This is a genomic window from Marinitoga arctica, assembly GCF_054657315.1.
Genome location: NZ_BAAHYY010000001.1, coordinates 98,580 through 120,690 on the forward strand (window position 1 = coordinate 98,580; position 22,111 = coordinate 120,690).

Genomic DNA, 22,111 nt, shown 5'->3' on the forward strand with positions numbered 1-22,111 from the left:
TTTTGAAAGAGCGGTTATATGCCTTAAATAAAACAAGAAATATAGGAATAATTGCACATATAGATGCAGGAAAAACAACAACAACTGAAAGAATCTTGTTTTATACAGGTAAAAAACATAAGTTGGGTTCCGTTGATGATGGAACGGCAACAATGGACTGGATGGAACAAGAAAAAGAAAGAGGTATTACAATAACTTCTGCGGCAACAACATGTTTCTGGAAAGATCACAGGATTAACATCATTGATACACCCGGACACGTGGATTTCACTGTAGAAGTTGAGAGGGCTTTAAGGGTATTAGATGGAGCAGTAGCTGTATTTGATGCTCAAGTTGGTGTTGAACCACAATCAGAAACAGTTTGGCGACAAGCTGATAGATATAATGTTCCAAGAATTGCTTATATGAACAAAATGGATAAACTTGGAGCAGATTTTTATAATGCTGTTCAAACAATGGTAGATAAATTAGGAACTAATCCATTACCTTTGCAAATTCCAATAGGAGCTGAAGCTGATTTTGAAGGTGTTGTAGATTTAGTTAAAATGAAAGCAATTTATTGGGTTAGCGAAGATGGAGCAAAATATGAATATAGAGATATACCAGAAGATTTAGTAGAAAAAGCAGATCAATATAGAGAAGATTTAATTACAGCTATTTCTGAATATGACGAGGAAATAATGGAATTATTTTTTGAAGGTGAAGAAATACCTGAAGATAAAATAAAAGCAGCAATTAGAAAAGGTACAATTGAAGGTGCATTTATTCCAGTTGTATGTGGAACATCTTTTAAAAACAAAGGTGTTCAACCAGTATTAGATGCAATTGTTGATTATTTACCTTCACCATTAGATTTGCCACCAGTTAAAGCATATGATGAAAGAAGTGGAGAATTCGTAAAAGAATTACATCCTGATGAAAATGGACCATTCGTAGCATTGGCTTTCAAAATTATGGTAGATCCATTTGTAGGTAAATTAACATTTGCTAGAGTTTATTCTGGTAAATTACAAAAAGGAAGTTATGTAAAGAATAGTTCAAAAGGCAAAAAGGAAAGAGTTTCAAGGTTGTTATTCATGCACTCTGATCAAAGAGAAGAAGTAGATTATATCAGAGCAGGGGATATAGTTGCTATTGTTGGTTTAAAAAATACAACAACAGGAGATACATTAACAGATGAAAATGAAGAAATAGTATTAGAAAAATTAGAATTTCCAGAACCAGTTATTTCTTTATCAATTGAACCTGAAACTAAAAATGATGAAGCTAAGTTATCAAAAGCATTACAAGCATTAATTGAAGAAGATCCAAGTTTAAATGTAAAACTTGATCATGAAACAGGAGAAACAATTCTTTCTGGTATGGGAGAATTGCATTTAGAAATTATTGTAGATAGGTTAAAGAGAGAGTTTAAAGTCGGGGTAAAGGTTGGACAACCACAAGTTGCTTATAGAGAAACAATAAAAGGAACTGCTGATGTAGAAACAAAATACATTAGGCAATCTGGTGGTAGAGGTCAATACGGTCATGTTAAAGTTAAAATTGAACCTATTGAAAATACAAAAGTATTAGAATTTGAAGATAAAATTGTTGGAGGTATAATTCCTAAAGAATATATCCCTGCAGTAGAAGCTGGTATTAGAGAAGCAATGCAATCAGGAATTTTAGCAGGATATCCAATGGTTGGTATAAAAGCAACATTATATGATGGTTCATATCACGAAGTTGACTCTTCTGAAATGGCCTTTAAAATTGCTGGTTCTATGGCATTAAAAGATGCAGCTAAAAAAGCAAATCCAGTTTTATTAGAACCTATAATGAAAGTTGATATAACAACTCCAGAAGAATACATGGGTGATATTATAGCAGATTTAAATTCTAGAAGAGGAAGAATTGAAGGATTTGAAAATGTAGGAAACACAAATACAAGATTAATTCATTCTTTAGTTCCATTATCAGAATTGTTTGGTTACGCTACTGTATTGAGATCATTATCTCAAGGTAGAGCTACACAATCAATTCAATTCTCACACTATGAAGAAGTACCTTCTTCAGTTGCAGAGAAAATAATGAATAAATAATTATCACAAAAGATAGAGGAGGGAACAAAATGGCAAAAGAAAAGTTCGTCAGAAGTAAACCACATATGAACATTGGTACTATCGGACATATTGACCACGGTAAAACAACATTAACAGCTGCTATTACAAAATCATTAGCTATGAAAGGATATGCAGATTTTACACCATTTGATCAAATTGATAAAGCTCCAGAAGAAAAAGCTAGAGGTATTACAATTAACGTATCACACGTTGAATACGAAACAGATAACAGACACTATGCACATATTGACTGTCCAGGTCACGCTGATTATATTAAAAACATGATTACAGGTGCTGCTCAAATGGATGGTGCAATCTTAGTTGTTGCAGCTACAGACGGTGTTATGCCACAAACAAGAGAGCATGTATTATTATCAAGACAAGTTAATGTTCCTGCTATAGTTGTATTCATTAACAAAACAGATATGGTTGACGATGAAGAAATTATTGAATTAGTTGAAATGGAAGTAAGAGAATTATTAAATCAATACGAATTCCCTGGAGATGAAGTTCCAGTAATTAAAGGTTCTGCATTAAAAGCATTAGAGGCAGATTCTCAAGATGATCCATGGGTACAAAAAATTTATGAATTAATGGATGCTGTAGATAGCTACTTCCCAGAACCACAAAGACCAGTAGATCAACCATTCTTAATGCCAATTGAAGATGTATTCTCAATCACAGGTAGAGGTACAGTTGTTACAGGAAGAATCGAAAGAGGAGCTATTCACCCAGGTGATGAAGTAGAAATTGTTGGTATGACAGATGAAGTTAGAAAAACAGTTGTTACAGGTGTTGAAATGTTCAGAAAATTATTAGATGAAGGTATTGCTGGTGATAATGTAGGATGTCTATTAAGAGGTATTGGAAAAGATGAAGTATGGAGAGGTCAAGTTTTAGCAAAACCAGGAACAATTACACCACATAAAAAATTCAAAGCACAAATCTATGTATTAAAGAAAGAAGAAGGAGGAAGACATACTCCATTCAAAAAAGGTTACAGACCTCAATTCTATATCAAAGTTGCTGATGTTACAGGTACATTAATAGAATTTGAAGGTGGAGCAGAAATGGTAATGCCAGGTGACCATATCACTGCAACAGTAGAATTAATTTACCCAGTTGCTTTAGAAAAGAATATGAGATTTGCTGTTCGTGAAGGCGGAAGAACAGTTGGTGCTGGTGTTGTTACAGAAATAATAGAATAATAAAATCTTTTTGCAAACTAATTGCTATAAAATATAAAATCGGGGAGCTTCCACGCTCCCTTTGCTAAATGCTTAAAGGAGGGTTTATATGGCAAAAAAATTGATCAAGATAAGATTAAAATCTTATGATCATAGATTATTAGATGAATCTGCTCAAAAAATAATTGAAGCTGTAAAGCAAAGTAATGCAAAGGTTTCAGGACCTATTCCATTACCAACAGAAAAAACAATATATACAGTAATTAGATCTCCACATAAATACAATTATTCAAGAGAACAATTTGAAAAAAGAGTACACAAAAGAGTTATTTATATTTATGATGCAACTCAAGAAACAGTAACACAATTATTAAAGATACAATTACCATCAGGTGTATCAGTAGATATGAAAGCTTAATTTTGATCGGGCTCTGGAGGTGAATTAGCATGAAAGGTATTTTAGGAAGAAAAGTAGGTATGACAAGAATTTATAAAGATGGTAAAGCCATCCCGGTCACAGTTGTTAAAGCTGGACCATGTGTTGTAGTACAAAAGAAAACAGAGGAAAAAGATGGTTATACAGCTATTCAAGTTGGTTTTGAAGAATTAAAAGAAAATAAAGTAAATAAACCAAAACTTGGAATATTTAAAAAAGCTGGAGTTAAACCAATGAGAATCTTAAAAGAATTTAAAGTTGAAGATGTGGATTCTTATGAAATTGGTCAAGTTATTGATGTAACGCTTTTTGAAGAAGGAGAAAAAGTAGATGTAACAGGTTGGTCTAAAGGTAGAGGTTACACAGGTGCTATGAAAAGATGGAATTTTGGTGGTGGAAGAAAAACTCATGGTTCAAAATTCCATAGAGCATTAGGTTCAACAGGTAATCATACAGAACCAGCAAAAGTTTTTAAAGGTAAAAAAATGTTTGGTCACTACGGTAATGAAAAAGTTACAGTATTAAACTCAGAAGTCATAAAAATAGACAAAGAAAATAACCTATTAGCAATTAAAGGTGGAGTTCCAGGTGCGAGGGGTGGATTGTTAATTATTAGAGAAGCAATCAAAAAGTAAGCCCCGAAAATGAAGAATGAGGAGGTAAAAGAAGATGGCTCAATTAGACCTTTACTCAGTTAAAGGTGAAAAAGTTGGAACGATAGAAGTAAAAGATTCTATTTTTTCTATTGAACCAAATATGGATGTTTTATACAGATACGTTGACATGCAATTAACAAACAGAAGAAGAGGAACTGCCTCTACAAAAACAAGAGCAGAAGTAAGAGGTGGAGGAAGAAAACCATGGGCACAAAAACACACAGGTAGAGCAAGAGCAGGTTCAACTAGATCACCATTATGGAGACATGGTGGAGTTACATTTGGGCCAAAACCAAGAGATTGGTCAAAAAAATTAACAAAGAAAATGAAAAGGTTAGCATTAAAATCAGCATTAAGTGTAAGAGTAAAAGAGAACAATTTAATTGTTGTTGATGATTTAACATTTGAAAAACCAAGAACAAAATCAATGAAAGAAATATTAAAGAATTTTGGATTTGAAAATACAAAAACTTTAATAGTTTTACCTTGGAAAAAAGATGAATACATAAATGTAAAATTATCAGCTAAAAATATTCCTGGTGTAAAAGTAATTATTGCTGATAACCCAAATCAAGGTAAAGATAACAAGAAAGTAAATATTGATGGTTTAAATGTTTTTGATTTGATAAATAATGAAAAAGTTGTACTTACAAAAGACACAGTAGCTAAAATTGAGGAGGTGCTCGGCTAATGAATAAAAAAGAATTTAATTACGATATAGTTATAAGGCCGATCCTCACAGAAAAAACATATATGTTGATGGGTGAAAACAAATATACTTTTGAAGTAGCAAAGGATGCAACAAAACCAGAAATAAAGAAAGCTGTTGAGGATATATTTAATGTAAAAGTAGAAAAAGTTTATGTAATGAATGTAAAACCAAAACCAAAGAGATTAGGAAGATTTGAAGGAAAAACAAGAGCTTGGAAAAAAGCTATTGTAAAATTAGCTGAAGGATACGTTATAAAAGAGCTTCAAGGTAATTTATAAGGAGAGGTGAGTAAGAATGGGTCTCAAAAAATTTAAACCAACAACTCCTTCAAGGAGATTTATGATAATCACTGATTTTTCAGAAATTACAAAGTCCGCCCCAGAAAAATCTTTAATACAACCTCTCAAAAAAACAGGTGGTAGAAACTCATATGGTAGAGTTACTATGAGACATAGAGGTGGTGGACATAAAAGAAGATACAGAGTTATAGATTTTAAAAGAGAAAAATATGGAATTCCTGCAAAAGTTGTATCTATTGAATATGATCCAAATAGAAGCGCTAGAATTGCCTTATTAGTATATGCAGATGGTGAAAAAAGATATATATTAGCACCAAAAGGTATCAAAGTTGGAGAAGAATTAGTATCAGGACCAAATGCAGAAATTAAACCAGGTAATGCTTTGCCTTTAGAAAATATTCCTGTAGGTACAATTGTTCATAACATAGAATTTGAACCGGGAAAAGGTGCTAAAATTGCTAGATCAGCAGGTACATATGCACAATTAATGGCAAAAGAAGGAAATTATGCATTATTAAGAATGCCATCAAGTGAATTAAGAAGAGTTCATGTAAGATGTATGGCTACAATAGGTATGGTTGGAAATGAAGATCATATAAATGAAGTATTCGGTAAAGCAGGTAGAACAAGATGGTTAGGAAAGAAACCTCATGTTAGAGGTATGGCCATGAACCCAGTTGATCATCCAATGGGTGGTGGTGAAGGAGCAAGTAAAGGTCATATTCCTAGAAGTCCTTGGGGAACACCTGCTAAAGGATATAAAACAAGACGTGGTAAAAGAAAATCCGATAAATTTATAGTAAGAAGAAGAAAAAAGTAACCTAGGGGGTGCTGTTAGTGAGTAGATCATTGAAAAAAGGGCCTTATGTACACCCAAGTCTGTTGAAAAAGGTAAGAGAGTTAAATGAAAAAGGCGAAAAGAAAGTAATCAAAACATGGAGCAGAGCATCAATGATTTTGCCTGAAATGATTGGACATACAATTGCTGTACATAATGGTATGAAACATATACCTGTTTATATAACAGAGCATATGATTGGACATAGATTAGGTGAGTTTGCGCCAACAAGAAGATTTGGCGGTCATGCTGACAAAAAGGCTAAAAAAGGCAAGGTGAAATGAGGAGGGACGTAACCATGGCTGTATCAAGAGTTCAAGATGGTAAAAGATTGAAAAGATCTGTTTTTCATAAAATAAGAAAAGAAGCTGAAGCAGCACAGCCAAAAATAGAAGCAAAAGCTACAGCAAAATACTTAAGAATTTCCCCTAAAAAAGCAAGATCAGTTATAAATGCTATTAGAGGGAAAAATGTAGATGAAGCATTACAAATATTAATGTTTAGCCCTAAAAAAGCTGCAAGATTGACATATAAAGTATTAGTATCTGCGATTTCAAATGCTGAAAATAATTTTGGATTAGCTGCAGATAATTTATATGTTGCAGAAGTTTATGTTAATGATGGTCCAAGAATGAAAAGATTATGGCCAAGAGGAAGAGGTAGAGCAGATATTTTACAAAAAAGAATGGCACATATTACTGTTGTAGTTAGAGACAGAGAAAAAGAAAAAGAGTTAAAATCTCAGAAGTGAGGTGGAATGTCCGTGGGTCAAAAAGTACATCCATATGGATTTAGGTTAGGAATATCAAAACCATGGAAAGCTAATTGGTTTAGTGAAGAAAATTATGCAGAATTCTTAAAAGAGGATTTAAAAATAAGAGATTATATTAAAAATAAATATTATGAAGCAGGTGTTGGTGATATATTAATTGAAAGACCATCCTCAACACAAATAAATATCACAATAAAAGCTGTAAGAGTAGGTATTATAATAGGAAGAAAAGGTGTTGAAATTCAAGGTTTAAAAAAAGAAATAGAAAAAATGGTTAATGATAGAAATGTAAGAATTAATATAGAAGAAATTAGAAACCCTCAAGTAAATGCTTTGTTAATTGCTGAAAATATTTCAGCACAAATTTTAAAAAGAGCTTCTTATAAAAGAGCTATGAAAAGAGCTATATCAGCTGCTTTAAAGAAAGGTGCAAAAGGAATAAAAATCATGGTTTCAGGAAGACTTAACGGTGCTGAAATTGCAAGAACTGAATGGTATATGGAAGGAAGATTACCTTTACAAACCTTAAGATCAGATATCGATTATGGGACAGCAGAAGCACAAACATTGTCAGGAACAATCGGAATAAAAGTATGGGTTTATAAAGGCGACACTCAGTTATGAACTAAAGGAGGGCGTGATGTAAAATGTTAATGCCAAAAAGATATAAATATAGAAAAATACAAAGAGGTAAAATGAAAGGTAATGCCAAAGGAGGAACATTGGTTGACTTTGGCGAATGGGGATTGAAAGCCCTTGAACCAGCTTTAATCACTTCACAACAAATTGAAGCATGTAGATTAGCTATGGTTAGAACATTAAAAAGAAATGGAAAAATATGGATAAAAATATTCCCAGATAAACCAATAACTTCAAAAGGAATCGGAACAAGAATGGGTAAAGGTAAAGGTGATGTTGAAGGTTGGACAGCAGTTGTAAAACCAGGAAAGGTTTTGTTTGAAATTGCTGGAACAACTGATGAATTAGCAAAAGAAGCATTACTATACGCAGCAACTAAATTACCTATTAAAACAAAAATAGTACCCAGGTACCACATAAGGGGGGAAGCAAAATGAAGAAACAAGTAGCAGAATTAATCAACTTAACAGACGAAGAATTAAAAACAAAATTAGAAGAATCTAAAAAGAAATTATTTGAAATGAGATTTCAACATGAATTAGGACAAATAAAAAATACTGCTTCCATAAAGATGGTTAGAAGAGACATAGCAAGAATAAAAACAATTCTCAGACAAAGGGAATTGGGTATAAGGAGGTAATGAGTAATGCCTAAAAAAACATTAATAGGCGAAGTTGTTAGCGACAAAATGGACAAAACAATTGTTGTTAAAGTAGAAAGAAAAATAAAGCATCCAATATATAAAAAATTCGTTAAAAAATCAAAGAAATTTCATGCACACGATGAAAAAAATGAATGTGGAATTGGTGATATAGTTGAAATAGAGGAAACAAGACCATATTCAAAAACAAAAACATGGAGAGTTACTAGAATAGTTGAAAAGAATATTTTTGCGGAAAAAAATAATGAAACACCCGAAACAGTGGAAGAAGTTGGGGGTGACGCATAATGATCCAAGCCGAAAGTTATTTAAGAGCAGCAGATAATTCTGGAGCAAAAGTTTTAAGAGTAATAAGGGTTTTAGGTGGTTTTCACAAATCAGTAGGTACTATTGGAGACGTAGTTGTATGTTCAGTAAGAGAAGCAATACCTCATACAGATATTAAAAAAGGACAAGTTGTAAAAGCTGTTGTTGTTAGAACAAAAAAAGAAATAAGAAGGAAAGATGGTTCTCACATTAGATTTGATGAAAATGCAGCTGTTTTAATTGATAAAAATAATATGCCTGTTGGTACTCGTGTATTTGGTCCAATTGCTAGAGAAGTAAGAGAAGCAGGTTATACAAAAATAGCATCTCTTGCACAAGAAGTATGGTGAGGTGAGAGCATGAAAATAAAAAAAGGTGATTTAGTAAGAGTAATATCTGGAAAAGATAAAGGTAAAGAAGGAAAAATTTTAAAGGTAATTCCTAAATTAAATAAAATTATTGTTGAAAATGTTAATGTAGTAAAAAAACATCAAAGACCAACACAACAATTAAGAGAAGGTGGGATTATAGATCAACCTTCACCTATTCATGTAAGTAAAGTTATGGTAATTTGTCCAAGTTGTGGCAAACCAACAAGGGTTGGATACAGATTCTTAGAAGAAGGTAAAAAAGTAAGAGTTTGTAGAAAATGTAATGAAATCATAGATAAAGTTTAATGAGGGAGGAATAGATTATGAGATATGAATACATTCCGTTAAAAGAAGAATATGAAAAAGAAGTAGTTCCAGCCCTCATGAAAGAATTTGGATATAAAAATGTTCATGAAGTTCCAAAAATAGTTAAAATAGTAGTTAACATGGGAATTGGCGAGGGCTCAAGGAATGCCGACACTGTTGAAAAACATGCTCAAGAATTATCATTAATTACAGGTCAAAAGGCTGTAGTTACAAGAGCAAAAAAAAGTGTTGCTAACTTCAAATTAAGAGAAGGAATGCCTATTGGCGCAAAGGTAACATTAAGAAATGTTAAAATGTATAATTTCTTGTTTAAATTAATAAACATAATCTTTCCAAAATTAAGAGACTTTAGAGGTATGAATCCTAATAGTTTTGATGGAAGAGGAAATTATACATTCGGTTTAACAGAACAATTAGTATTTCCAGAATTAAAACCTGATCAAGTAAAAAGAGTGCAAGGTATGGATATTACTATTGTAACCACTGCAAAAACTGATGAGGAAGCAAGAAAACTCCTTCAATTAATGGGCTTCCCTTTCAAGAGAGATTAAGGAGGAGGTAAATAATGGCAAAAAAATCAATGGTTGCTAGGTGGAGAAAACCAAAAAAATATAAAACAAGAGAATATTCAAGATGTATAGTTTGTGGAAGACCAAGAGCTGTATATAGAGAATTCGGTTTATGTAGAGTTTGTTTCAGGAAATTAGCCTTGGAAGGAAAATTACCAGGCGTTAAAAAGGCAAGTTGGTAAGGAGGGAATCTTAATGTGGAGTGATCCCGTAGCAGATATGCTTACAAGAATAAGAAATGCGAATCTTGTTATGAAAGAAAGTGTAGAAATACCTGCATCAAATTTAAAAAGAAATATAGCTGAAATATTAAAAAGAGAAGGTTATATTGCTGATTATAAATTTATTGAAGATGGGAAGCAAGGAATATTAAAAATTCAATTAAAATACAAAGGTGATAGAAAAAATAGACAACATGTTATACATAGTATAATAAGAGTTTCAAAACCTGGAAGAAGAGTATATGTATCAAAAGATAAAATTCCAGTAGTTAAAGGTGGAATGGGTATATCAATAATTTCAACTTCAAAAGGTGTTCTTACCGACAAAGAAGCTAGGGAACTAGGAGTCGGTGGAGAATTAATTTGTTACGTTTGGTAGGAGGTGCTGAATAAATGTCACGTATATCAAAAAATCCAATAGATATACCAAATGGAGTAGAAGTGACAATTAACGATAATACAATTAAAGTTAAAGGTCCTAAGGGTGAATTAACCCAAGAATATTTACCTTATGTAAAATTTGTAATTGAAGATAATAAAATAAAAGTAGAAGGTAACGAAGATGCAATGAAAAGAAAAAGTGATGCAAAAAGAATAAATATGTTTCAAGGAACTTATGCTTCATTAGTAAAAAATATGATTAAAGGTGTAACAGAGGGATTTTCAAAAGAATTAGAAATATTAGGTATTGGTTATAGAGCAGCAATGCAAGGTTCAAAGTTAGTATTACAATTAGGTTATTCTCACCCAATTGAATACCTTCCACCTGAAGGAATAACAATAGAAGTACCAGCACCAAATAAGGTAATAGTAAAAGGAATTGATAAATATTTAGTTGGTGAAGTTGCTGCAAAAATCAAAAGATTTAGAAAACCAAATGTATACTCAGGAAAAGGTATTAAATATGTTGGTGAGGTAATTATCAGAAAACAAGGTAAGAAAGTTTAAGGGAGGCTGACCAGATGATTAAACCCATTCAAAAGAAAAAATTAAGAAGAAAAAGACATTTAAGGGTTAGAAGAAAAGTTTTCGGAACTCCTGAAAGACCAAGAATGGCTGTTTTCAAGAGTAATAAACACATATACGTTCAAATTATAGATGATACAAAAGGTCATACATTGGCAGCTGCTTCCACAGTTGATAAAGAATTAAAATTAGAAAAAACATGGAATATTGAAGCTGCTAAAGAAGTAGGAAGGTTAATTGCAAAAAGAGCATTAGAAAAAGGAATTTCAAAAGTATCATTTGATAGAGGCGGCTTCAAATATCATGGAAAAATTAAAGCTTTAGCTGATGCTGCCCGTGAAGCAGGTCTTGACTTTTAAGGAGGTGTAGACGTAAAATGGCCTTAGATAAAAATTTAATGGCTTCAGCAGCTGCTGAAGAATTTGAAGAAAGAATAATAGAAATTAGAAGAGTTACAAAAGTTACAACAGGTGGAAAAAATATATCCTTTAGAGTTGTAGCTGTTGTAGGAAATAGAAACGGAAAAGTTGGAGTAGGAAGTGGAAATGCTAGAGAAGTTCCTCAAGCAATTAGAAAAGCTATTCAAAATGCAAAGAAAAATATGATAGAAGTTCCTGTAAAAAATGGAACTATTCCTCATGAAGTATTAGGAAGACAAGATGCTTCAAAAGTTCTTTTAAAACCAGCAGGACCAGGTACTGGTATTATTGCTTCTGCTTCAGTTCGTGCTGTGGTTGAATTAGCAGGAGTACGTAATATCCTTTCAAAAGCTTTAGGTTCAACAACTGCAATCAATTTAGCTAAAGCAACTTTGAATGGATTAAAAGAATTAAAGTCACCAAAAGAATATGCAGAACTCAGAGACTTGAGTGTTTCAAAGGTATTCCAAGGTGCCCATAAGGAGGGATAATAATGGCTAAATTAAGAATAAAACTTGTAAGAGGAAGAGCGGGAAAAAATTACAGACAACTCGCCACCTTAGATGCCTTAGGGTTAAGAAAGCCAAATCAAGAAGTTATAAAAGAAGATAGACCTGAAATAAGAGGTATGATTACAAAGGTACAACACCTTGTAAAAGTTGAAGAAATTGAAGAATGAGGGGGTAGCAAATATGTCTCTTAAAATATCAGACTTAAAACCCGCCGAAGGATCAAGAAAAGTTGCCAAAAGAACCGGAAGAGGTTGGAGCTCAGGGTTAGGAAAGACAGGTGGAAAAGGTCATAAAGGTCAAAAATCTAGAGGTAAAGGTAAAGTAAGACCAAGTTTTGAAGGTGGTCAAACACCATTATTCAGAAGAATTCCAAAATATGGATTCACAAATGCTCCATTTAAAAAAGATTATGCAGAAGTAAATATATCTGTATTAGAAAACAAATTTGAAGCAAATGAAGAAATTACACCGGAAAAATTATTAGAAAAAAGAATTATTAAAAAAGTAAAAGACGGTGTAAAGATATTAGGTAATGGCGAATTAACAAAACCATTAAAAGTAAAAGCACATGCATTCAGTAAAAAAGCACAAGAAAAAATCGAATCAGCCGGCGGAAGTGTCGAGGTGATTCAATAATGAGAGAAGCATTTAAAAATATGTGGAAGATCCCGGAACTCCGGGATCGTATTATATTTACATTATTAGCTTTAATCGCTTTTAGAGTAGGCATATATATTCCAATTCCAGGAATAGATTTAGCAAGATGGGAAGGTTTTATAGCCGGTTTAGGTGGTACCTCTCAAGGTTTAATTAGTTTTTTTGATGTTTTTACAGGTGGATCATTAAAACAATTTTCTATATTTGTTCTAAGTGTTACACCTTATATTAATGCATCAATCATTTTACAATTATTATCATCAGTAATACCAAGTTTGAAAGAAATGTTAAGAGAAGGGGAAGAGGGTAGAAAAAAATTTGGTAGATTGACAAGACAGGTTACATTAGGTCTAGCTCTACTTCAAGGATTTTTCTTATCATTAGGAGTTGCAAATTACAGATCTCCTAATTTAAATTATTTTATTTTTGTATTAATATCAACATCTTCCATAGTTGCTGGTACAATGTTCTTATTATGGTTAGGTGAAATGATTACAGAAAAGGGTATTGGAAACGGTATTTCTGTATTGATTTTTGCAGGTATAGTTTCAAGATTCCCACAATATATAGCAAGTGGTTTAGTAGGTAGATTAAGCGTTTTCGAATGGATAATATTAATTGTAATTGCTATAGCAGTAGTAGTTGGTACAGTTTATTTGCAAACATCAGAAAGAAGAATTAATGTACAATATGCAAAAAGAGTTATAGGAAACAAAATTTATGGTGGATCTTCCACATATATTCCAATAAAGGTAAATGGTGGAGGTGTTTTACCAATAATTTTCGCATCAGCTATAATGACATTACCTTCAATGTTAGCTACAGCAACAGGAGCACAATGGGTAAGTAGATGGTTTGGTTATGGTACACCTCTTTACTTAATAATTTATGCATTATTAATATTCTTCTTTGCATATTTTTATAATTCAGTAGTTATAGATCCAAATGATATATCAGAAAACATTAAAAAATATGGTGGATTTATTCCTGGTATAAGACCTGGTAAACCAACATCAGATTATATAACAAAAACGATGATGAGAGTTACCTTTATTGGTGCACTATTCTTAGTAATAATTTCATTGTTGCCTTATATTATTAGAAGTGCATCAGGGGTAAATATTTGGATTGGCGGTACATCAGCACTTATAGCAGTTGGTGTTTCATTGGATATAATGCAACAAATAGAAGCTCATATGATTACGAGACAGTATGAGGGTTTCATGAAGAAAGGGAAACTCCGCGGGAGGAGATAATTATGTCAAAACTTAATTTATTATTTTTTGGACCTCCAGGAGCAGGTAAAGGTACAATAGCAAAAGAGGTATCAAAAAAATATGATATACCTCATATATCAACTGGAGATATGTTAAGAGAAGCAGTAGCTTCCGGTAGCGAATTAGGTAAAAAAGTTAAATCTATTTTGGATAATGGTCAATTAGTTTCAGATGAAATCATGTTAGATGTTATAAAAGAACGATTAAGTAAAAATGATGTAGCAAAAGGCTTTATATTAGATGGGTACCCTAGAACACTTCCTCAAGCTGAAGCATTAGAAAAAATATTAGAAGAAATGAATAACCTTATTACTGGAATAATTTACCTTGAAGTAGATGAAGAAACCGTTGTAAAAAGGATTACTTCACGAAGAATATGTCCAAAATGTGGAAAAATATATAATATAATTACATTAAAACCTAAAGTAGAAAATAAATGTGATATTTGTGATGTGGATTTAATTCAACGTGATGATGATAAAGAGGAAGTAGTAAGAGATAGATATAAAGTATATATGGAAAAAACATATCCTGTAATAGAATTTTATAAAAAATATAATCATTTCTTTACAGTAGACGGTAGTGGAACGGTAGAAATAGTTACAAAAGAAGTGTTTAATATATTGGAAGGGATAGTATGATTTTAGTAAAAACGCAATCCGAAGTTGATAAGATGAGGCGAGCTGGGAAGCAGCTCGCTATGCTCTTTGAGAAAATTAAGGATTTGGTTGTTGAAGGTTCAAATGCATATGAAGTTGAAAAATTTGTAAATACCTATATGAAAGAAAAAGGTTTTATTCCCACATTTAAAGGGTATGCGGGATTTCCTTATGCAACATGTATTTCTGTTAATGAAGAGATTGTTCATGGATTTCCATTAAAAGAAAAAATATTTAAAAATGGAGATATTGTATCTATAGATATGGGATTAACTTTGGATGGATATATAGCTGATGCCGCTAGAACATTTATGATTGGAAAAGTTGATGAAAAGGTAAAAAAATTAGTTGAAGTTACTGAAAAATCTTTTTGGATAGGTATTGAACAGGCAGTTCCTGGAAATAGAATAGGTGATATTAGTAATGCAATACAAACATATGTAGAATCTTTTGGTTTTTCAATAATAAAAGAATATGTTGGACATGGCGTTGGAAGAAAATTGCATGAAGATCCACAAATACCAAATTATGGACCAAAAGGTAAAGGTCCCATTATAAGAAAAGGTATGACATTTGCAATTGAACCTATGGTTTCTATGGGTGATTGGAAGGTTAAAGTTTTAGAAGATGGTTGGACCGCAATTTCTGCAGACAAATCGATTACTGCTCATTACGAAAATACTTTAGTAATTACTGAAAATGGTCCAGAAGTATTAACAATATTAGATTAGCCCGAGAGGTGATTATCGTGGCAAAGAAAGATGATGTTATTGTAATGGAAGGTCATATCGTAGAATCATTACCTAATGCTACTTTTAGAGTAGAATTAGATAATGGACATATGGTATTAGCTCATATTTCAGGTAAAATGAGAAAAAATTTTATAAGATTAGTTCCTGGAGATAGAGTAATAGTAGAAGTTTCAATCTATGATTTAAATAGAGGCAGAATAGTACGTAGAGAAAGAATTAAAAGAAATCCAAGTAACGAGGAGGAATGAGCAAATGAAAGTAAGAGCCTCAGTAAAAAAGAGATGTGAACATTGTAGAGTTATTAGAAGAAAAGGTAGAGTATGGGTAGTTTGTTCTAAAAATCCTAAGCACAACCAAAGACAAGGATAATTTTAAAGGAGGGAATTTTGAATGCCACGTATTTTGGGTGTTGAAGTACCAAATAACAAGAAGTTATTCATTGCTCTTACATACATTTACGGTATAGGGAAACATAGAGCAATGGAAATATTAAATGCCACAGGTATTGACCCTGATAAAAGGGCAAAAGAATTATCAGATGATGAAATAAGTAAGATAACTCATTACATTAATGAGCATTACTTAGTTGAAGGTGAATTAAGACAAGAAGTTCAAAAAAGTATTGCAAGATTAATTGAAATTGGTTCGTACAGAGGTTATAGACATAAAAACGGATTACCAGTTAGAGGTCAAAAAACCCATTCAAATGCAAGAACAAGAAAAGGTCCAAGACCATCAAAAATCGGTAAGAAAAAGTAAGTAATAATAAGGAGGTTTAGCGATGGCTAGAAGAACAAGTCAAAAAAAGAAGAAAATATCTCTTGAAAAAGCAGTTGTACACATTCAATCAACATTCAACAATACAATTATTACATTAACAGATCCATCAGGAAATGCATTATTTTGGGCAAGTGGAGGAACAGCTGGTTTTTCAGGAACAAAAAAAGGTACTCCATATGCTTCTCAGTTAGCAGCTGATAAAGTGGCTAAGGAAGCTTTAAAGTATGGTGTAAAAAAATTAGATGTTTATGTAAAAGGACCGGGTGCTGGTAGAGAATCAGCTATAAGAACATTACAAGCTGCAGGTTTGGTTATTGAAAATATAAAAGATAAAACTCCAATACCTCATAATGGTTGTAGACCAAAGAAAAGAAAAGGAATGTAAGGCCTAAGAGGAGGGAATGTAATGGCAAGATATATAGGATCTCTTTGTAAACTTTGTAGAAGAGAAGGATTTAAATTATACTTAAAAGGTGAAAGATGTTATACAGATAAATGTGCTTTAGCAAGAAGACCATATGCTCCAGGACAACATGGACAACAATCAAAAAAACCAACACAATATGGTTTACAATTAAGGGCAAAGCAAGCATTAAAAAGAATCTATGGTGTATTAGAAAGACAATTTAGAAGATACTTTGAAGAAGCATCAAGAAGAGAAGGAAATACAGGAGAAAATTTGATGAGAGTTTTAGAAACAAGATTGGATAATGTAGTGTATCAAATGGGATATGCTGTAAATAGAAGAACTGCAAGACAATTAGTAAGACATGGACACTTTTTAGTAAATGGTAAAAAAGTTGATATTCCATCTTACAGAGTTAGACCAGGAGATGTAGTTGAAGTAAAAGAAAAGAGCAGATCAATTTTACCAATTAAACAAGGTATTGAATTAGCACAAAAAGCTAATAGAAAAGCAGATTGGATTGAAGTAGATTACAATGCATTTAAAGGAACATTCTTAAGATTACCAACATTAGAAGAAATGGAAGTTCCTGTAGACTTACAAGCTATTATCGAGCTTTACTCAAAATAAAATTAATGACTATTTTGACTATCGCAAAAACGCGCCTAACAAAAAGAAAGGGGGTGCACTCCAATTTAGAGAAGCTAAATTGGGGGTAATAGATGGAATTTGTAAAACCAGAAAAAATGATATTAGAAACTTTAGAAGAATCAGAAGAATTGGAATACAAATATGGAAGGTTTGTCTTGTCGCCTTTAGAAAGAGGATATGCAGTTACGATAGGTAACGCATTAAGAAGAGTATTATTATCCTCAATACCAGGGTTAGCTATTACAAGCATTAGAATTCCTGGTAAATTGCATGAATTTGATACAATTGAAGGCGTTCAAGAAGATATTTTAGAAATTACAGTTAACTTAAAAAAAGTAGAATTAAAAGTCCTTGATTTTGATAATATTAATAATTTAAAAGAACCAATAGTTTTAAGAATAGATAAAATGGGTCCATCTGAAATAAAAGCTGGAGATATAATAACTCCTGCTGGTATAGAGGTTGCAAACCCTGAGTTAAAAATTGCAACAATGAATGCAGCAAAAAAATTCGAAATGGAATTGTATGCAACAATAGGGAAAGGATTTGTTTCAACTGCAGAAATGGATTTATCCAAAGATATAGAATATATTTATATTGATGGAGTATATAGTCCAGTTATAAGAGTTAATTATTTAACAGAAAATGTTCGTGTAGGAAAAAGAACTGACTATGATAAATTAATTTTAGAAGTTTGGACAAAAAAATCTATCGATCCAAAAGAGGCTTTAGTCAAAGCTACGAAGATATTGATAGAACATTTTAATATAATATATGCTTCTTGGAGAGAAGATTTATCTGAATTGCAAGAAGTTAACACTGCTTCTGAATCAGCAGAAGAGGTGGTATCAGAAGACAAATCTGTAGTTGTAGAAGAGGAATTTAAAAATGTAAATATTGAAATATTAGAAACAAAAATAGATGAACTTGATTTAAGCAAAAGAGCTAAAAATTGTTTAAAAAGAGAAAAAATACATACAGTTAGAGACATTTTGAAAAAAGATCCTGAAGAGTTAATGAAAATTAAGAATTTCGGTAAAAAATCATTAGATGAAATTAGAAAAGAATTACAAGAAAAATTCCAATTGGATTATGATGAGATCCAGAAGGGAGGAGCCTAAGTATTATGAGACATAGAGTAAAAATAAATAAATTAAGCAGATATGCTTCACATAGGAAGGCTTTGTTAAAAAACTTAGCTAGAGAAGTATTTGAACATGGAAGCATCATGACAACTACAGCAAAAGCAAAAACTGTAAGACCATTAGTTGAAAAAATATTAACAAAAGCAATAGAAGCAAAAACAACAGATAACAAAGATAGAAGCGTTGCTTTAAGAAGACAAATAAATAGATATTTCAACGATAGAAAATTTACAAACAAAGTTGTTGATGAAATAGCTAAGGTATATATTGAAAAAAATAGAAAAAGCGGTTATACAAGAATATTGAAAATAGGCTTCAGAAGAGGAGATGCTGCAGAATTATCTTTGTTACAATTAGTAGAAAATATCGAGAAAAAAGAAGAAGAAAATTAATATTTAAGCCCCGAGTTTTCGGGGCTTTTTTAATTAAAAATGTGGTATAATATTTCTATATAAAATAATATCTTCTACATGCTTCAAAAACAACTACAATAATTAACAGCTTATCTTGAGATTAAATATATAGAAATTAAAATTTGACATATGAGGTGATAATGTGAGTGAAAACTCTAATAACAGAGATTTAAAAAAAGATGAGATAATACCTGTAGAGATTGATATGGGTAAATTAAATCAAATGTCTAGAAGGCAACTTTATAATCTTGCGAGAAAATATGGAATTGAGAATTATTCTGTCCTTACAGATCATGAATTAAAATTTAAAATTTTAAGTAAACAAACTGAATCATTTGGATATTTTTTTCATGAGGGTGTATTAGAAATACTACCTGACGGCTATGGATTTTTAAGAAATACGCACAATTCTCTTTTAAATGGGAATGATGATGTATATGTGTCACAATCACAAATACGAAGATTTAATCTTTCAACTGGAGATGTGGTTGCAGGCCAAGTAAGACCACCTAAAGAAGGTGAAAAGTTTTTTGCATTATTAAGAGTTGAAGCTGTTAATTCTCAGGTCCCTGAACTTGCGAAAGATAGAATTTCCTTCGAAAATCTTACTCCTGTATATCCTAATGAAAGGCTTCAATTAGAATATGAAAATTCACCTGTTAGCTCAAGAATTATAGATATTTTTTCTCCTATTGGGAAAGGGCAAAGGGGTTTAATTGTTGCTCCTCCAAAAGCTGGAAAAACAACATTATTAAAAGATATAGCAAACTCTATAGCAATTAATAATCCTGAAACTAAAAGAATAGTATTATTAATTGATGAAAGACCGGAAGAAGTTACAGATATAAGAGAAACTGTAGATGCTGAAGTCATAGCGGCTCCTTTTGATATGGATCCTAAAAATCAGATAAAAGTAGCTGAAATGACGTTAAATATGGCAAAGAGACTTGTTGAATTTGGACATGATGTAATTATTCTAATGGACTCATTAACTAGATTAGCTCGTGCTTACAATTTATATGTTCCGCCAAGTGGGAAATTATTAAGTGGTGGTGTAGATCCATCAGCATTAACCTTTCCAAAAAAATTTTTTGGAGCAGCAAGAAGAATAAGAGAAGGCGGTAGTTTAACAATATTAGCAACAGCATTGGTAGAAACAGGATCAAAAATGGATGAAGTAATATTTGAAGAATTTAAAGGAACAGGCAATATGGAATTAGTATTGTCTAGAGATTTAGCTAATAAGAGAATATTTCCTTCTATTGATGTTATTTTATCAGGTACAAGAAAAGAAGAATTATTATTTACAAAAGAAGAATTAAAATATTCTTGGATACTTAGAAATTGGTTGCATAATCTTTCTAAAGAAGAAGCTTTAATGGAAATATTTAGACTTATGAGAAAGTATGAAAATAATAAGAAGTTATTTAAGGAAATAGAAAAGCAAAAATTTATTAATTGATAGGGGGATATTATGTTTTTAAAAAGATTTAAAAAGATAGAAAACCCAAAAAAAACCTTTGTAATAGTTCATGGATTAGGAGAACATTCAGGAAGATATGATTTTTTAATTAATAAATTAATAGATAAAAATTATCAAGTAATTACCTTTGATTTACCTGGACATGGATTAAGTGAAGGTAAAAGAGGGCATATAAAGAATTTTTATGAAATATATAGATATATCGAAGAAATTACTCCAGAAAAATTTATATTATTTGGTCATAGTATGGGAGGGTTAATTGCATTAAGATATACTGAATATTCAGAAAAAAAACCAGAAAAATTAATTTTATCATCTCCAGCGGTGGGGAAACTTTATACACCTTTTCAAAAATTTCTATTAAAAACAATAGGGTTAATAGGAACTATTACTATAAACAATGGAATTGATCCAAAAGATTTATGTCATGACGATAAAGCAATAAAAGAATACATTGAAGATCCTTTTGTTCATAATAAAATTTCTTTTAGTACAGCTAAACAATTATTTTTTGAATCTGAAAAAGCTCTAGAAGAAGCAGAAACTCTTTATATTCCAATATTGCTTCAATATGGGGAAATAGATAAAGTAGTCAATATTAATAATTGTGATATATTAGCTCAAAAACTAAATAACGTGTTTGTACAAAAATTTAAATATGCAAAACATGAAATTCATAATGAACCGAAATATAAAGATAAATTTATTAATAATATAATGAATTTTATACAACAGTAATTTATTTTGGATTTCTGATAGGAGGGATTTTATGAAATTAAATGGAAAAATTTTATTGTTAGTAATATTATTGTTATTAGTTTCTTTTTCTACACTATTTTTTATTAGTACAACGCAATCTCAAAAATCACTAGAAAAGAGTTTTGTAGATAAATTAATTTTAGCTAGAAATTCTAAAATGACTTTTCTTGAGAAAACTTTTTTAGATATAGAAAATGATATTATATATATTTCTGAGATGCCAGCTGTAATAGATGAATTGAATAACTTTTATGAAGAAGAAGATTATTTTAAAAGTTTGAATAAATTTGAGCAATATTTAAAAGATTTGCAGTTAATATTCTATGAAAAAAATCCATATACAGAAAGAGAAAAATTGGATAATATTTTTTATGATGATAATTTTGATCAAAACGTAATAAATGGGGATGTTTTAGATAATGTTTATACTTATATAAATATACATGAAAAAATAAATCCATTATTAAGAAAACTTATGTATACCAAGAAAATATATTTTGATATATTTTATATTACCCCCGATGGTTATATATTATATTCAGTTAAAAAAAATAAAGATTTCGGAACTAACATAGAAACTGGAGAATATAAAAATTCAAGTTTGGGAGATTTATACAAAATATTAAAAAATAATAATGATAATAATGTACATTTTTCAGATATTAAATATTATACGGCTGGTGAAGAGGAACATGGTTTTTTTGCTGGGAAAAGAGTTATGTATGATGATGAAAATATAGGATATTTAATAGTTCATATATTAAATGAAGAATTTGAATATGTTCTGCAGAACAAAAGCGGCATGGGAGAAACAGGAATAACATATGTTGTTGGACAGGACAAAATAATGAGAAGTAATCTTCCAGGAAAAGAAACAATATTAAAACAAAAAGTAGAAACAGATTATGTAGAAAAAGCATTAAAAGGGGAAACCGGATGGGAAATATCAACAAATTTCAAAGGAGAAAAGGTTTTAGCAGCATATTCTTCATTTAAATTCAAAGAAATAAATTGGGCATTTGTATCAGAAATATCAACAAAAGAAGCATTTAAAGCATCTGAAAAGATCAAAACTGTATTAATAATAACATCATTGGTAATATTAATAATTTCAATAATAATATCATTATTCTTCT

36 protein-coding genes are annotated in these 22,111 nt (G+C 31.1%); all 36 read left to right on the forward strand.

Annotation, left to right across the window (positions count from 1 at the left end; translation table 11 throughout):
* Positions 1-2: 2 nt before the first annotated feature.
* Positions 3-2,081: an elongation factor G gene (fusA, locus tag ACYQ44_RS00505; protein ID WP_459994521.1), complete on the forward strand. Its 2,079-nt coding sequence runs from the start codon at positions 3-5 to the stop codon at positions 2,079-2,081.
* A gap of 29 nt (positions 2,082-2,110) precedes the next feature.
* On the forward strand, positions 2,111-3,310 hold the full coding sequence (gene tuf, locus ACYQ44_RS00510; RefSeq protein ID WP_459994522.1) for an elongation factor Tu: 1,200 nt from the start codon (positions 2,111-2,113) through the stop codon (positions 3,308-3,310).
* An 88-nt stretch (positions 3,311-3,398) separates the two neighbouring features.
* Positions 3,399-3,707 (forward strand): 30S ribosomal protein S10, encoded by a 309-nt coding sequence (gene rpsJ / locus ACYQ44_RS00515; protein WP_459994523.1) that lies wholly within the window; start codon positions 3,399-3,401, stop codon positions 3,705-3,707.
* A gap of 29 nt (positions 3,708-3,736) precedes the next feature.
* Complete coding sequence (gene rplC, locus ACYQ44_RS00520) at positions 3,737-4,360, forward strand: 50S ribosomal protein L3 (protein ID WP_459994524.1); 624 nt, start codon at positions 3,737-3,739, stop codon at positions 4,358-4,360.
* Positions 4,361-4,394: 34 nt separating this feature from the next.
* Positions 4,395-5,072: a 50S ribosomal protein L4 gene (gene rplD / locus ACYQ44_RS00525; RefSeq protein ID WP_459994525.1), complete on the forward strand. Its 678-nt coding sequence runs from the start codon at positions 4,395-4,397 to the stop codon at positions 5,070-5,072.
* Positions 5,072-5,371: a 50S ribosomal protein L23 gene (rplW, locus tag ACYQ44_RS00530; RefSeq protein ID WP_459994526.1), complete on the forward strand. Its 300-nt coding sequence runs from the start codon at positions 5,072-5,074 to the stop codon at positions 5,369-5,371. Before rplD ends, rplW begins: the two co-directional genes overlap by 1 nt.
* Before the next feature lie 16 nt (positions 5,372-5,387).
* Positions 5,388-6,212, forward strand: coding sequence for a 50S ribosomal protein L2 (rplB, locus tag ACYQ44_RS00535; RefSeq protein ID WP_459994527.1), 825 nt, complete (start codon positions 5,388-5,390; stop codon positions 6,210-6,212).
* Between the two features lie 17 nt (positions 6,213-6,229).
* Positions 6,230-6,514: a 30S ribosomal protein S19 gene (gene rpsS / locus ACYQ44_RS00540; protein ID WP_129409937.1), complete on the forward strand. Its 285-nt coding sequence runs from the start codon at positions 6,230-6,232 to the stop codon at positions 6,512-6,514.
* 14 nt (positions 6,515-6,528) lie between these two features.
* A complete protein-coding gene (gene rplV / locus ACYQ44_RS00545) occupies positions 6,529-6,981 on the forward strand; it encodes a 50S ribosomal protein L22 (protein ID WP_459994528.1) in 453 nt (150 codons plus the stop codon).
* A gap of 12 nt (positions 6,982-6,993) precedes the next feature.
* Positions 6,994-7,626, forward strand: coding sequence for a 30S ribosomal protein S3 (gene rpsC, locus ACYQ44_RS00550; RefSeq protein WP_459994529.1), 633 nt, complete (start codon positions 6,994-6,996; stop codon positions 7,624-7,626).
* A 23-nt stretch (positions 7,627-7,649) separates the two neighbouring features.
* Entirely contained in the window at positions 7,650-8,078 is a 429-nt protein-coding gene (rplP, locus tag ACYQ44_RS00555) for a 50S ribosomal protein L16 (RefSeq protein WP_459994530.1), read from the forward strand.
* Positions 8,075-8,281, forward strand: coding sequence for a 50S ribosomal protein L29 (gene rpmC, locus ACYQ44_RS00560; protein ID WP_459994531.1), 207 nt, complete (start codon positions 8,075-8,077; stop codon positions 8,279-8,281). The genes rplP and rpmC overlap by 4 nt, the downstream gene beginning before the upstream one ends.
* Before the next feature lie 6 nt (positions 8,282-8,287).
* On the forward strand, positions 8,288-8,590 hold the full coding sequence (gene rpsQ / locus ACYQ44_RS00565) for a 30S ribosomal protein S17 (protein WP_459994532.1): 303 nt from the start codon (positions 8,288-8,290) through the stop codon (positions 8,588-8,590).
* On the forward strand, positions 8,590-8,958 hold the full coding sequence (gene rplN, locus ACYQ44_RS00570) for a 50S ribosomal protein L14 (RefSeq protein ID WP_459994533.1): 369 nt from the start codon (positions 8,590-8,592) through the stop codon (positions 8,956-8,958). Before rpsQ ends, rplN begins: the two co-directional genes overlap by 1 nt.
* Positions 8,959-8,967: 9 nt before the next feature.
* A complete protein-coding gene (gene rplX / locus ACYQ44_RS00575; protein ID WP_459994534.1) occupies positions 8,968-9,285 on the forward strand; it encodes a 50S ribosomal protein L24 in 318 nt (105 codons plus the stop codon).
* 17 nt (positions 9,286-9,302) lie between these two features.
* The gene (gene rplE / locus ACYQ44_RS00580; protein ID WP_459994535.1) at positions 9,303-9,857 is read left to right on the forward strand and encodes a 50S ribosomal protein L5; all 555 of its coding nucleotides are present in this window, start codon (positions 9,303-9,305) and stop codon (positions 9,855-9,857) included.
* 14 nt (positions 9,858-9,871) lie between these two features.
* The gene (locus ACYQ44_RS00585; protein ID WP_129409944.1) at positions 9,872-10,057 is read left to right on the forward strand and encodes a type Z 30S ribosomal protein S14; all 186 of its coding nucleotides are present in this window, start codon (positions 9,872-9,874) and stop codon (positions 10,055-10,057) included.
* 13 nt (positions 10,058-10,070) lie between these two features.
* Entirely contained in the window at positions 10,071-10,475 is a 405-nt protein-coding gene (gene rpsH / locus ACYQ44_RS00590; RefSeq protein WP_459994536.1) for a 30S ribosomal protein S8, read from the forward strand.
* Between the two features lie 14 nt (positions 10,476-10,489).
* A complete protein-coding gene (gene rplF / locus ACYQ44_RS00595) occupies positions 10,490-11,044 on the forward strand; it encodes a 50S ribosomal protein L6 (RefSeq protein WP_459994537.1) in 555 nt (184 codons plus the stop codon).
* A gap of 14 nt (positions 11,045-11,058) precedes the next feature.
* Positions 11,059-11,421, forward strand: a complete 363-nt coding sequence (gene rplR / locus ACYQ44_RS00600; RefSeq protein ID WP_459994538.1) for a 50S ribosomal protein L18 — start codon at positions 11,059-11,061, stop codon at positions 11,419-11,421.
* A gap of 38 nt (positions 11,422-11,459) precedes the next feature.
* Positions 11,460-11,972 (forward strand): 30S ribosomal protein S5, encoded by a 513-nt coding sequence (rpsE, locus tag ACYQ44_RS00605; RefSeq protein WP_459994555.1) that lies wholly within the window; start codon positions 11,460-11,462, stop codon positions 11,970-11,972.
* Positions 11,973-11,974: 2 nt separating this feature from the next.
* Positions 11,975-12,160 carry a 50S ribosomal protein L30 gene (gene rpmD / locus ACYQ44_RS00610; RefSeq protein ID WP_459994539.1) on the forward strand — a complete coding sequence of 62 codons (186 nt, stop codon included), beginning with the start codon at positions 11,975-11,977 and terminating at the stop codon, positions 12,158-12,160.
* Positions 12,161-12,173: 13 nt separating this feature from the next.
* On the forward strand, positions 12,174-12,629 hold the full coding sequence (gene rplO, locus ACYQ44_RS00615) for a 50S ribosomal protein L15 (protein ID WP_459994540.1): 456 nt from the start codon (positions 12,174-12,176) through the stop codon (positions 12,627-12,629).
* Positions 12,629-13,906: a preprotein translocase subunit SecY gene (gene secY, locus ACYQ44_RS00620; RefSeq protein WP_459994541.1), complete on the forward strand. Its 1,278-nt coding sequence runs from the start codon at positions 12,629-12,631 to the stop codon at positions 13,904-13,906. Before rplO ends, secY begins: the two co-directional genes overlap by 1 nt.
* Before the next feature lie 2 nt (positions 13,907-13,908).
* Complete coding sequence (locus ACYQ44_RS00625; RefSeq protein WP_459994542.1) at positions 13,909-14,568, forward strand: adenylate kinase; 660 nt, start codon at positions 13,909-13,911, stop codon at positions 14,566-14,568.
* Positions 14,565-15,317, forward strand: coding sequence for a type I methionyl aminopeptidase (gene map / locus ACYQ44_RS00630; RefSeq protein ID WP_459994543.1), 753 nt, complete (start codon positions 14,565-14,567; stop codon positions 15,315-15,317). The genes ACYQ44_RS00625 and map overlap by 4 nt, the downstream gene beginning before the upstream one ends.
* Positions 15,318-15,334: 17 nt before the next feature.
* Entirely contained in the window at positions 15,335-15,586 is a 252-nt protein-coding gene (gene infA, locus ACYQ44_RS00635; RefSeq protein WP_459994544.1) for a translation initiation factor IF-1, read from the forward strand.
* Between the two features lie 4 nt (positions 15,587-15,590).
* Positions 15,591-15,707 carry a 50S ribosomal protein L36 gene (rpmJ, locus tag ACYQ44_RS00640; protein ID WP_047265664.1) on the forward strand — a complete coding sequence of 39 codons (117 nt, stop codon included), beginning with the start codon at positions 15,591-15,593 and terminating at the stop codon, positions 15,705-15,707.
* Positions 15,708-15,728: 21 nt separating this feature from the next.
* Positions 15,729-16,097, forward strand: coding sequence for a 30S ribosomal protein S13 (rpsM, locus tag ACYQ44_RS00645; protein WP_459994545.1), 369 nt, complete (start codon positions 15,729-15,731; stop codon positions 16,095-16,097).
* 22 nt (positions 16,098-16,119) lie between these two features.
* Entirely contained in the window at positions 16,120-16,503 is a 384-nt protein-coding gene (gene rpsK / locus ACYQ44_RS00650) for a 30S ribosomal protein S11 (RefSeq protein WP_459994546.1), read from the forward strand.
* 21 nt (positions 16,504-16,524) lie between these two features.
* Positions 16,525-17,154, forward strand: a complete 630-nt coding sequence (gene rpsD / locus ACYQ44_RS00655; protein ID WP_459994547.1) for a 30S ribosomal protein S4 — start codon at positions 16,525-16,527, stop codon at positions 17,152-17,154.
* 92 nt (positions 17,155-17,246) lie between these two features.
* Positions 17,247-18,296 (forward strand): DNA-directed RNA polymerase subunit alpha, encoded by a 1,050-nt coding sequence (locus ACYQ44_RS00660; protein WP_459994548.1) that lies wholly within the window; start codon positions 17,247-17,249, stop codon positions 18,294-18,296.
* A 5-nt stretch (positions 18,297-18,301) separates the two neighbouring features.
* Complete coding sequence (rplQ, locus tag ACYQ44_RS00665; RefSeq protein WP_459994549.1) at positions 18,302-18,712, forward strand: 50S ribosomal protein L17; 411 nt, start codon at positions 18,302-18,304, stop codon at positions 18,710-18,712.
* 226 nt (positions 18,713-18,938) lie between these two features.
* Entirely contained in the window at positions 18,939-20,195 is a 1,257-nt protein-coding gene (rho, locus tag ACYQ44_RS00670) for a transcription termination factor Rho (protein WP_459994556.1), read from the forward strand.
* Positions 20,196-20,207: 12 nt separating this feature from the next.
* The gene (locus ACYQ44_RS00675) at positions 20,208-20,954 is read left to right on the forward strand and encodes an alpha/beta hydrolase (RefSeq protein ID WP_459994550.1); all 747 of its coding nucleotides are present in this window, start codon (positions 20,208-20,210) and stop codon (positions 20,952-20,954) included.
* A gap of 31 nt (positions 20,955-20,985) precedes the next feature.
* The coding region (locus ACYQ44_RS00680; RefSeq protein ID WP_459994551.1) for a cache domain-containing protein at positions 20,986-22,111 on the forward strand (1,126 nt) is incomplete at its 3' end.